13 protein-coding genes are annotated in these 10,746 nt (G+C 65.4%); 8 read left to right on the top strand and 5 right to left on the bottom strand.

Annotated features, from left to right (window positions below):
- A partial coding sequence (locus V7Q81_RS05535; protein ID WP_333840930.1) for a tetratricopeptide repeat protein occupies positions 1-227 on the bottom strand: 227 nt, incomplete at its 3' end.
- Between the two features lie 219 nt (positions 228-446).
- Here V7Q81_RS05535 and hppD point away from each other — a divergent pair.
- The 7 genes from hppD to V7Q81_RS05500 all read left to right on the top strand — a co-directional run bounded on the left by hppD (position 447) and on the right by V7Q81_RS05500 (position 7,077).
- Positions 447-1,490 carry a 4-hydroxyphenylpyruvate dioxygenase gene (gene hppD, locus V7Q81_RS05530; RefSeq protein WP_333840929.1) on the top strand — a complete coding sequence of 348 codons (1,044 nt, stop codon included), beginning with the start codon at positions 447-449 and terminating at the stop codon, positions 1,488-1,490.
- A gap of 13 nt (positions 1,491-1,503) precedes the next feature.
- Positions 1,504-2,637, top strand: a complete 1,134-nt coding sequence (locus V7Q81_RS05525; RefSeq protein WP_333840928.1) for a homogentisate 1,2-dioxygenase — start codon at positions 1,504-1,506, stop codon at positions 2,635-2,637.
- Entirely contained in the window at positions 2,634-3,635 is a 1,002-nt protein-coding gene (locus V7Q81_RS05520) for a fumarylacetoacetate hydrolase family protein (protein WP_333840927.1), read from the top strand. The genes V7Q81_RS05525 and V7Q81_RS05520 overlap by 4 nt, the downstream gene beginning before the upstream one ends.
- A gap of 13 nt (positions 3,636-3,648) precedes the next feature.
- Entirely contained in the window at positions 3,649-4,323 is a 675-nt protein-coding gene (gene maiA, locus V7Q81_RS05515) for a maleylacetoacetate isomerase (RefSeq protein WP_333840934.1), read from the top strand.
- A 65-nt stretch (positions 4,324-4,388) separates the two neighbouring features.
- The gene (locus tag V7Q81_RS05510) at positions 4,389-5,300 is read left to right on the top strand and encodes a hypothetical protein (protein WP_333840926.1); all 912 of its coding nucleotides are present in this window, start codon (positions 4,389-4,391) and stop codon (positions 5,298-5,300) included.
- Between the two features lie 90 nt (positions 5,301-5,390).
- A complete protein-coding gene (locus V7Q81_RS05505; RefSeq protein ID WP_333840933.1) occupies positions 5,391-6,554 on the top strand; it encodes an acyl-CoA dehydrogenase family protein in 1,164 nt (387 codons plus the stop codon).
- Positions 6,555-6,570: 16 nt separating this feature from the next.
- Positions 6,571-7,077 (top strand): MaoC family dehydratase, encoded by a 507-nt coding sequence (locus V7Q81_RS05500; RefSeq protein ID WP_333840925.1) that lies wholly within the window; start codon positions 6,571-6,573, stop codon positions 7,075-7,077.
- Between the two features lie 52 nt (positions 7,078-7,129).
- On the opposite strand, the gene V7Q81_RS05495 is transcribed toward V7Q81_RS05500, so the two are convergent.
- Genes V7Q81_RS05495 through V7Q81_RS05485 form a run of 3 tightly spaced genes read right to left on the bottom strand, consistent with a single transcriptional unit; the run spans position 7,130 to position 9,336 of the window.
- Entirely contained in the window at positions 7,130-7,483 is a 354-nt protein-coding gene (locus V7Q81_RS05495) for a DsrE/DsrF/TusD sulfur relay family protein (protein ID WP_333840924.1), read from the bottom strand.
- Complete coding sequence (locus tag V7Q81_RS05490; RefSeq protein ID WP_333840923.1) at positions 7,458-8,495, bottom strand: VTT domain-containing protein; 1,038 nt, start codon at positions 8,493-8,495, stop codon at positions 7,458-7,460. The genes V7Q81_RS05495 and V7Q81_RS05490 overlap by 26 nt, the downstream gene beginning before the upstream one ends.
- Complete coding sequence (locus tag V7Q81_RS05485; RefSeq protein WP_333840922.1) at positions 8,482-9,336, bottom strand: sterol desaturase family protein; 855 nt, start codon at positions 9,334-9,336, stop codon at positions 8,482-8,484. Before V7Q81_RS05485 ends, V7Q81_RS05490 begins: the two co-directional genes overlap by 14 nt.
- Positions 9,337-9,434: 98 nt before the next feature.
- Here V7Q81_RS05485 and V7Q81_RS05480 point away from each other — a divergent pair, with 98 nt between their 5' ends.
- On the top strand, positions 9,435-10,091 hold the full coding sequence (locus tag V7Q81_RS05480) for an ArsR/SmtB family transcription factor (RefSeq protein ID WP_333840921.1): 657 nt from the start codon (positions 9,435-9,437) through the stop codon (positions 10,089-10,091).
- Positions 10,092-10,219: 128 nt separating this feature from the next.
- Here the strand turns inward: V7Q81_RS05480 and V7Q81_RS05475 are convergent, their stop codons facing one another.
- Positions 10,220-10,600, bottom strand: coding sequence for a DnaJ family domain-containing protein (locus V7Q81_RS05475; protein ID WP_333840920.1), 381 nt, complete (start codon positions 10,598-10,600; stop codon positions 10,220-10,222).
- Positions 10,601-10,746 lie beyond the last annotated feature (146 nt).

The following is a 10,746-nucleotide window of genomic DNA, read 5'->3' as shown; positions in this document are numbered from 1 at the left end:
CCCAGGTGGTCGTTGATCTCGGCGTTGGCGGGCTCCTTGTCGATCGCCTGCTCCAGGGTGTCGACGGCGGCCTGGTAATCTCCCTGCCGATACTGGGCCCAGCCGAGCGAGTCCTGGATGTTGCCGTTCTGGGGATCGGCGGCGAAGGGGGGAAGGGGCTCAACCACGCGGCCCGCCGGGTCCAGAAAGCGCCGGAATTGGACTTGGAACGTGGCAACGACGCTCAAACGCTACCTCCGCAGCATGAAAGAGACAAAAAAGCGGGTCTCTCGCCGTTAGACGCCTTTCCACCCGGCTGGTTGGCGATCGTGGGGCAATGCCCGTAGTGTGGTTTCATCCAGCCGAATCCTAGCATACGTCCTTCCCGTGCCCAGACGAACGAAGAGGGCAGGGAAAAGTCAAACGAAAAGAAAACCATTGGCTTTGTCTGGCATGGGAGGGGCACCATGGCCGGGGAGCAGCCCAACCCCGTGGATACCGACGGTTTCGAGTTCGTCGAGTACACCGCCCCCGATACCCGCAGCCTCGCCGAGCTGTTCGAGCGCATGGGATTTTCCCCCGTCGCCCGCCACCGCTCCAAGGACGTGGTGCTGTATCGGCAGGGCGGCATCAATTTCATTCTCAACCACGAGCCCCACAGCTTCGCCCAGGCCTTCGCCCGGATCCATGGACCGTCCGTGTGCGCCTTCGGCATTCGCGTGCGGGATGCCCAGGCGACCTTCCAGCGGGCTTTGGCGCTAGGCGCGAAGCCCTATTACGGCCCGGTGGGACCAGGGGAGCTCACCATCCCGGCAATCCGGGGCATCGGCGGCAGCCTCATCTATCTGGTGGATCGCTACGGCGACAGCACCATCTACGACGTGGACTTCGTTCCGGTGGATGCGCCCCCGGTGCCTTCCGCCGGGCTCGCCGCCGTCGACCATCTGACCCACAACGTGCACCGGGGCCGCATGGACCAATGGGCCCGATTCTACGAACGGCTGTTCGGTTTCCGCGAGATCCGCTACTTCGACATCCACGGGATCGCAACGGGGCTCAAGTCCCGGGCCATGGCGAGCCCCTGCGGCAAGATTCGCATCCCCATCAATGAGTCCGCCGATGACAGGTCCCAGGTGGAGGAGTATCTTGCCGCCTATCGGGGGGAGGGGATCCAACACATCGCCCTGGCGACTGGCGACATCTATGCCAGCGTGGAGCGGCTGCGGGCGCGGGGCATGCGCTTCCTGGAAGTGCCGGGGGCGTATTACGACGCGCTGGACGAGCGGCTTCCCGGCCACGGGGAGGACCGGGAGCGGTTGCGGCGCCACGGTATCCTGGTCGACGGCTCCCCGCAGGAGGGATGGTTGCTGCAGATCTTCACCGAAACCGTGATCGGACCCATCTTCTTCGAGCTGATCCAGCGCAAGGGCAACGAAGGTTTCGGCGAGGGCAATTTCCGCGCCCTGTTCGAAGCGATGGAACGGGAGCAGATGAAGCGGGGGGCGCTCTAGGAGACACTTCTCTATGCCCAAGTGGATCTCGTTTCCCCGGGTCGAAGGTAACGCGTCGCGCCAGGCCCACGCCGATCTGCCGCCGGGCACCTATGAGCGGGAGCTGGGCCGGGAAGGGTTCTATGGGCCTTCCACCCAGATGTACCATCGCCATCCGCCCACCGCCTGGAGCCGGTTCGAGGGGCCCCTGCGGCCGCGAGCCTTCGACACCCATCGGCTGAAAGGGGGGAGCGCTTCCCCCTGGGACGCACCCGTGCTCCTGGCAAACGCCCATCTGCAACTGCGGCTGTGGCGGGTCGAAGGCGCGATGGATCACCTCGTGCGCAACGCCGACGGGGACGAGCTCGCCTTCGTTCATGAAGGCGCCGGAGACCTCTTCTGCGACTACGGCCATCTAGCGTTTCGCGATGGGGACTACCTCCTTCTTCCCCGAGGCACCTTGTGGCGCATCGAGGCGAGCCGTCCGGTGGTGATGCTCCTACTGGAGGCGACCAACGAGGGCTACCGACTGCCGGACAAGGGCATCGCCGGGGAGCATGCGCCGTTCGATCCCGCGGTGCTGGACGTGCCGGCCATGGACGAGGCGTTTCGCGCCCAGCAGGGGGAAACCGAGTGGCGCGTAGTCATCAAACGGCGCGGCGCCCTCACCGTCCAAACCTTCCCCTTCAATCCCTTGGACGCGGTGGGCTGGCACGGCACCCTGGCTGCGGTACGCATCAACTGGCGGGACCTGCGCCCCCTGATGAGTCACCGGGCCCACCTGCCGCCCTCCGTCCACACCACCTTCGTCGCGCCTCGCTTCGTCGTGTGTACCTTTTGTCCGCGCCCGCTGGAATCTGACCCGGGAGCCTTGAAGGTGCCTTTCTTCCACAACAACGACGATTACGACGAAGTCATCTTTTACCACCGCGGAGAGTTCTTTTCCCGGGACAATATCCGCCCTGGCATGATCACCTTCCATCCCTCGGGTTTCACCCACGGACCCCACCCCAAGGCGTTTGCAGCGGCCGCCGCAGGCGCTCGCAGGCAGACCAATGAGGTGGCGGTGATGGTGGACAGCCGGGACGCCCTGGACGTGACCCCCGCCGCAGAGGCGATCGAGTGGCGGGAGTACGTGGACTCCTGGAAGGACTTCGCCAAGCCGTGAAGCTCGGTAGCCTCAAGTCCGGCGGGCGGGACGGAATCCTCGTGGTGGTCTCCCACGACCTGAGGACGGCGGTTGCGGTGCCGGAGATCGCTTCCACCCTCCAGGCGGCCCTGGACGATTGGGAGGCCTGCCGCCCGGCCCTCGCTTCGGTCTATCAGCTCCTCAACGAGGGTTGCATGCCGGGTGCCTTTGGGCTCGACCCGCAGGCGCTGGGGCCGCCCCTGCCCCGGGCCTACCAGTGGCTGGACGCAAGCGCCTACCTCTCCCACGTGGCCCGGGTTCGGCGGGCTCGGGGCGCGAACCTGCCCCCCCATGCGACAACGGATCCCCTCATGTATCAGGGGGGCTCGGACGGCTTTCTCGGCCCCTACGACCCCATTGTCGCTGAGTCGCAGGATTGGGGCATCGACTTCGAGGCGGAGGTGGCGGTGATCACGGATGATGTGCCCATGGGGGTGGACCCCGCCGAAGCGGGGGGGCACATCGTGCTACTCATTCTGGTGAACGACGTCTCTCTGCGCCATCTGATTCCCCCGGAGCTGGCCAAGGGATTCGGATTTCTCCATGGCAAACCCGCGAGCGCCCTTTCCCCAGTGGCAGTGACCCCCGACGAGCTGGGGGCGGCCTGGGACGGTAGCCGGGTTCACCTGCCCCTCAGGGTGCAGGTGAACGGGGTTTTTTTTGGCGCTCCCGAAGCGGGGCAGGACATGACGTTCGACTTTCCAGCCCTCATCGCCCACGCCGCCCGCACACGGCACCTGGGAGCCGGCACCCTCATCGGGTCGGGAACAGTGTCCAACGCCGACGCTTCCCGGGGCTTCTGTTGCATCGCCGAGAAACGGGCCCAGGAGCTGATCGAGACGGGCGCGGCGGCGACGCCTTATCTGCGCTTCGGTGACCGGGTGCGTATTGAGATGTTGGACGCGGAAGGGCGTTCCATCTTCGGGGCGATCGACCAGGAAGTGCAGCCTTATCACCGGGGACGGGGAAGTCGATGAGGGGAGTGCCGTGCTGGAACTTTACACCTATTACCGCAGCTCCGCCGCTTATCGAGTGCGCATCGCCCTGCACCTCAAAGGGCTCGCGTACCAGCCCCGGTTCGTCCACCTCCTCCGCGGCGAGCAGCAGCGCCCAGAGCACCGGGCCCTCAATCCCCAGGGGTTCGTGCCGGTGCTGGTGGACGGGGGCCGGGTGCTCACCCAGTCCCTGGCCATCATGGAGTACCTGGAGGAGCGCTACCCGCAGCCCCCCTTGCTGCCGCCGGATCCCTGGGGGCGGGCTCGAGTGCGGGCCCTCGCCCAGGCCATCGCTTGCGACATCCATCCGCTCAACAACCGGCGGGTGCTGGTGTACCTGGAGCAGTCTTTGGGACTGGGTGAGGACATCCGGCGCCGGTGGGTGTGCCACTGGATCGCCGAGGGGCTCTCTGCCTTGGAGGTCCTGCTTTCGCAGGACGCTGCCACCGGCCCCTACTGCCACGGGGATCGGCCCACCCTCGCCGACGCCTGCCTCGTGCCCCAGCTCTACAACGCCCGGCGTTTCGGGTGCGATCTCGCACCCTATCCCACCCTGCAGGCTATTGCCGGGCGCTGCGAGGCGCTGCCCGCCTTCCGGGCCGCCGCCCCGGAGCGGCAGCCGGACGCCTTGCCCGGGACCTCTCCCACCCCGGAAGGGGCGGGGCAGTAAACCAAGCCCCGGCGGCGGGGGTCAAAGAAAAAAAGAGCGAGGACGCAAAGAGCGAGAAGGACGTTGTGCTGGCGGGGGAACTTCAAGATTTCGCCGCACGCTTGGGCCTTATCGGCTTGACCGCCCCTTCCCTCCAAGCCATCCAGGCAGGGCGGGCAGGCTATAACGTCGAGCGGGGCAAGGCGTTTCTCGACTTCCAGGAGCGGATCAACCGGGAGCTGTTGACCCACCGGGTCATCACCCGTAACGCCTACACCGCCTGGTTCCAGCAGGGCGAGCAGACCGAGGCCCAGATCCGGGCCTTCGTCGTGCAGTTCTCCGTGTTCTCCAACCAGTTCCTGGTGGCCCAGCTCCACAAGATGATCAATGCCGACACCCTGGAAGGCATGCGGGCCTCTAAGGAGATCCTCGCCAACGAGATCGGTGTGATCTTTAACCCCCACGGTGCCCGGCGGGCGGCAGAAATTGAGCAGTACGATCCCGACAAGATGGGCACCGAGGGCACCGTCCAGGGCGGTACCTTCCGCTTCGAGGCAGGCCATTTCGAATGGCTCTACCAGATCGCCCGCCAGCTGGGGCTTCGCTTCGACGAGATCGGCAAGCGCCGCCACGGGACTGCTTCCACCCTCTTTTTTTGCGACGAGCTCATCCGGCTATACGGGAGCGAGGACTACGCCGTCTCCCAGGCGGCGAGTTACGCGGTGGAGAACTGGGCGGCGGCGGGCTTCTGGGAGGAGCTGATCGAGGGCTTGAAACGCTACAACGAGCGCCACGGCACCGACCTGCCCTTGGGATTTTTCGTCTGGCACAACCGGCTCGAAGCCCAGCACGCCCGCCACACCCAGGAAGAGCTGGAGGAATACTACTTCCAGACCTCCCTCGACGAACACGCCTTCATCTGCTGCGGCAACCAGATGCTGGACGCGGTGGCTGCCTTCTGGGACGGCCTGGACGAGCAGCGCAAGCGGCTCGCGTAAGGAGAGTCCGCATCGGGCAGCGTTGACACCACGCGCCATTGCCGCAAAGATAAGGGGCGTTCCTTCACCGCGACCGCCCGCCCTCCCGTGATGGAGTTTCGAGGGGCCGCCTCCCACCCCGAACTGCGCAGCGCGATCCGCGCCCTGTGCCGGACGTTTCCTCCTGAGTACTGGCGCCGGCTGGATGAAGAGCGGGCCTATCCCGAGGAATTCGTGCAGGCGCTGACCAGGGCGGGTTGGCTCTCGGCCCTGATTCCTGAGGAATACGGTGGCGCGGGGCTGGGCGTGACGGAGACCTCCGTCATCCTGGAGGAGATCAACCGCTGCGGCGCCAACTCGGCGGCCTGTCACGCCCAGATGTACCTCATGGGGACGCTCTTGCGGCATGGCTCCGAGGTGCAGAAGCGGCAATACCTTCCGCAGATCGCCGCCGGACGGTTGAGGCTCCAGTCCTTCGCCGTCACTGAGCCCACCACCGGCTCCGACACGACCCGCCTCAAGACCACGGCAGTGAAAAAGGGCGACCGTTACGTGGTGAACGGACAGAAGGTCTGGACTTCCCGGGTGCTGCATTCGGACCTGATGCTGCTGCTCGCCCGTACCACGCCCCTCGCCGAGGTGAAGAGGAAGGGGGAGGGCCTGTCGGTGTTCCTGGTGGACCTGCGGGGAGTTCTGGGAAAGCAAGTCAGCGTGCGCCCGATCCGCAACATGGTCAATCACGAAACCTTCGAGGTGTTCTTCGACGAACTGGAAATTCCGGCGGAGAACCTGATCGGCGAAGAGGGCCAGGGCTTTCGCTACGTCCTGGACGGCATGAACGCGGAGCGCATTCTGATCGCGGCGGAGTGCATTGGGGACGGCTACTGGTTCATCGAAAAGGCGGCCGGCTACGCCCGCGAGCGGGTGGTGTTCGAGCGGCCCATCGGCCAGAACCAGGGGGTCCAGTTTCCCATCGCCCGCGCTTACGTGAACGTGGAGGCAGCGAACCTCATGCGCTTCCGTGCCGCCGAGCTGTTCGACCGGGGCAAGCCCTGTGGTGCCGAAGCCAACATGGCCAAGCTTCTGGCAGCCGACGCTTCGTGGGAAGCGGCCAACGTGACGCTCCAGACCTATGGCGGGTTCGGCTTCGCTGCCGAGTACGATGTGGAGCGCAAGTTTCGGGAGACGCGCCTATATCAAGTGGCGCCGGTTTCCACCAACCTGATCCTGGCCTACGTGGCCGAGCACGTGCTGGGGCTACCTCGGTCTTATTGAATGGGAGAAGGCGGCGATGGCGCTCAAGGAGGGCTGGCGCGGGCGATTCTACGAGGACTTCGAGGTGGGGGACGTCTACCCCCATCCGCTGGGACGCACCATTACCCGGACCGACAACATCTGGTTCACCCTCCTGACCCAGAATACGGCGCCGATCCACTTCGACGCCCATTACTCGGCTCAGACGGAGTTTAAGCGGCCGTTGGTGGATTCCACGTTCACGCTGGCGCTGGTCACCGGTCAGAGCGTGATCGACGTGTCCCAGAACGTGTTCGCCAATCTGGGTTGGGACGAGATTCGGCTGCCGCACCCGGTATTCGAGGGCGACACCCTCTACTCCCAATCGGAAGTCCTGGAAAAGAGGGAGTCGAGGTCACGCCCCAACGTGGGCATCGTGACCGTCAGGACCACGGGTTACAACCAGGACGGGGTAGTGGTGATCACGTTCAAGCGCACCCTCCTGGTCTACAAGCGCGGGCAGGCGCCCGTCATCCCGCGGCCCAGGCTCGGGCCCGAGTCGTGAAAGCCCGAGGAGCAGCGCTCGACGCAGGCGGCCGGTCCGGGCCGATCGGGCCTCAGAACGAGACTACCTTGTCCGCCCACTGGACCCAAGCGGTCAGCTCCGCCATGGTGCTCGCTCGGGCGCCTTCCACCAAGTCGGTAACGGCGATGCCTCGGGCTTCCAGACAGGTGCCGCACACGCCGATTTCCCCACCGCGGCGGGCAACCAGCTCCAGCATGTGGGCGAGGTTGTAGTAGCCCTGAGGAACTTTCTGGCCGCGCTTGGCGCAGACGACTCCGTCGCCGATCAGGAAAACACGAACCGCCTCCCCTTCGCCCTTGAGGAGGGAGATGGCCAGACGCAGGCCGTTATAGCTCCGCTCTGTCCCATAAGGGGGATCGTTAAGGATGAAGAGGGTTTTGCCCATGAACGCCTCCTTCCGGATCGCAGGGAGTTGAGCGGGTGATCGGGTAGCCTTCTCGGTTCCACTGTTCCATGCCGCCTCGCAGCACCTCAACAGGGTGGAACCCTTGGCGCCGCAGTAGCCTTGCCGCCTTGGCCGAGCGTTTGTCGGTGCGGCACACGACGACGATACCTCGGTCCTTCAACGGCTCGAGCGCCGACAAGGCCTCGGCCAAATGGGCAAGGGGTATGTTGAGCGCACCGGGAAGGTGGCCCAGCTCGCCACGGTATTCGTCGGGCTCGCGCACGTCCAGGATGGCTTGAGGCTTGCCGTCTTCGAGCCGCCGCTTAAGCGCCGCTGCGGTGATGGTTCCCGCTGCGGGATCCACCCCGCGAGGATGCAAGCGTTGCACGAAGCGGGGAAGAAAGAGTACCGCCGCGAGGAGCGCCAGAGCGATGAGCCCGTCATGAATCAGGGTTTCGCTTCCTACCAGCGCCTCCCGCCCGGCGTAGCCCAGGTAAGCATAGGCCGCTGCCCCTGGCAGCATGGCCACATAAGAGGCCGCGACGTAGGGCCCCAGCGGGATGCGGGTCAGGCCCAACGCGTAGTTCAACGCATTGAACGGAAAGAGCGGCACCAGGCGAACGAACGCCACGAACCGCCAGCCCTCCGCTTCGACTCCCTGGAGCAATGCCTGCAAGCGAGTGCCCGCATGCCGTCGTACCCAATCGCCGATCAGGTACCGGGCGCAAAGGAAAGCGAGCGTCGCCCCGAGGGTCGCCCCCGCCAGGCTGTAGAACGCGCCCACCACCGGCCCGAACACGGCGCCTGCGGCGAGGGTAAAGACGGAGCCGGGCAGAAAGAGGACCGCCCCCACCGCGTACAGGGCGATGAAGGCGAGGGGGGCGGCCATCCCCATCCGTTCGGGTAGCGTTCGCAGCGCGTCGAGGTCGGCGCCGCCGGAATGGATCGCGGCCACGATACCGCCCGCGAGCAGGAGCGCGAGGGCAGCGCGCACCAGGCTAGTGGCCTTCATGGCCCGGCTCGAGGCGGGACGCGTGCCCGGCGCGGCCGCGGAAGGGGATGGTGAGCATCCCCGACAGCGTTGTGCAGTCGCGGGGATCGCGGAAGTCGGGGATGCCGAGGGCCATGGCCTCGTGCCCGTCCTCCGGCCGGGCCCGGTAGGTGCCGAACAGCCGATCCCACAGGGACAGATTGAAGCCGAAGTTGCTATCGGTTTCCTGGCGCTTGATCGAATGATGGACGCGGTGCATGTCCGGCGTCACGATCACCCGTCGCAGCAGCGCTTCCACCGTTGGGGGAAGGCGCACGTTGCTGTGGTTGAACATGGAGGTAGCGTTGAGCAGGATTTCGAACAGCACCACCGCCGTGGCGGGCGCTCCCAGGGCGACGATCACGCTTAGCTTGATCAGTAAGGAAAGCACGATCTCGATGGGATGAAAGCGAGCACCCGTGGTTACGTCGACCTCCAGGTCTGCGTGGTGCATGCGGTGCACCCGCCACAGTGGGGGTAGCGTATGGAAGAGCACGTGCTGCCCATAGATGGCCAGGTCGAGGAGAACCACTGAGAGAAGGACGGCAAGCCAGAACGGGATCGGCACCACGTTGAGTAGCCCCCAGCCCTGGGCGGCGGCAAGCACGGCCATGCCGGCACCCGTCATGGGGATTAAGAGCCGCACGAGGAGGGTGTCCAGGGCGACGATTCCCAGATTGCCGGGCCAGCGCTTGCGCCGGGGTAAAACCGGAATTCGGCGCGGCGCCTTGAGCTCCCACAGGACCAAGACGGCTAGCACGCCGAAGAATGCCCACAGGCGCAGGGGCACTTCCCAAGCGGCAGCAAACTCGTTACCGTTCATCCGCTTTCCTCTCTCGCCCGGCGGTCCGCCTTTCTTGGCGACAGGGGATGGGTTAATATTCAAGAATTCAATTGAATAATAGAAATTAGCTTCTGGTTATGTCAAGACCAAGTGCCAAGCACGAGCTGTTTACCCAATTCGCCCGGGTCGCTCGGGCGCTCGCCAGTGCCAACCGGCTGGAGCTCCTGGAGTTCCTCGCCCAAGGACCCCGCAGCGTGGAGGCGTTGGCCAAGGTCTCCGGCTTGTCGGTGGCCAACACGTCCCAGCACCTGCAGGCGTTGCGACAGGCCGGACTGGTGTTGGCACACAAGGAGGGCTTACGGGTCTACTACGCGATCGCTGGCGACGACGTGGTGAGGCTCCTTTATATCCTTCGCCAGGTGGCGGAACGGCGCATCGCCGAGGTGGAGAAGCTGGTGCGCAGCTACCTCACCAGCCGGGACGACCTGGAGCCCATCCCGGCCCAGGAGCTGCTGGCGCGGGCGCGCAAGGGCTTGGTCACGGTGCTGGATGTGCGCCCGCCCGAGGAGTACGCCGCTGGTCATCTGCCGGGAGCCATCAACATTCCGCTCACCGAGCTGGAGGGTCGGCTCTCCAAGCTGCCCCAGGATCGGGAGATCGTGGCCTACTGCCGCGGGCCCTATTGCGTGCTGGCTTTCGAAGCAGTGGCGCGGCTGCGCCAGAAGGGCTGGAAAGCGCGGCGCCTGAAGGAGGGCTTCCCCGAGTGGAAAGCGGCTGGCTTGCCAGTCGAGTAGGCGCTGCCGCGAAGGAGCGCTGCAGGAGTAGTATTGCGCCAAGGCGTCGGCGGAGGGCATTTCACTCGACGGCAGAGGGGTGATTCCTGTCGTGTTCCCATTCCAAACCGCATGGGATCAAAGCACCATCATTTGTCCTGAGGACTCGCCAAGCGGTGGATGACCTTCTCGTAATATTGGGATTCGATACGCAGGTAGCCTGCGAGGCCCCGGGACAGGGCGAGGCGAAGGGACAGCAGGTTGAGCTTGGCCAGAGCCCGGCGCCGCTCCTCATCGTCTAGCGTGGCTTCGATGGAGCGCGTAAGCTCCCGCAGCTCCTTGAGCTGCTCCACTTCCGGAGGCACGTAGCCCGCGTTCTTGAGTACTCGCAACGCCGCGCGCAGCGCCTCAGGCACCATGCGGTCGTCGTCCAGGACGAGAGGCTTGCCGGCGCCCGGCAGATGGTCGAATTCGCCCGCTTCGATCGCTTCCTGGATACGCTGCTCGGCGATCAGCTCGAAGATGAACATGGGGAGGCGGAAAGCAACGGCACGGCGGCCCTCTACGGCACATGTTGGACCATCATCCACGGGGCCAAGGGGAGCGTCAAGGCTGGAGCCAGGTCCTTCCTTCCTGAAGCTTCGACCTTTGGCGAAGGTGCCGCCCCGTCATTCAT

Origin of the sequence: Pelomicrobium sp., from assembly GCF_036803785.1 — a bacterium.
In the GTDB taxonomy this organism is placed as follows: domain Bacteria; phylum Pseudomonadota; class Gammaproteobacteria; order Burkholderiales; family UBA6910; genus Pelomicrobium.
Note: the sequence above shows the minus strand (reverse complement) of the source record. Positions and strands in the feature narration are given on the sequence as shown.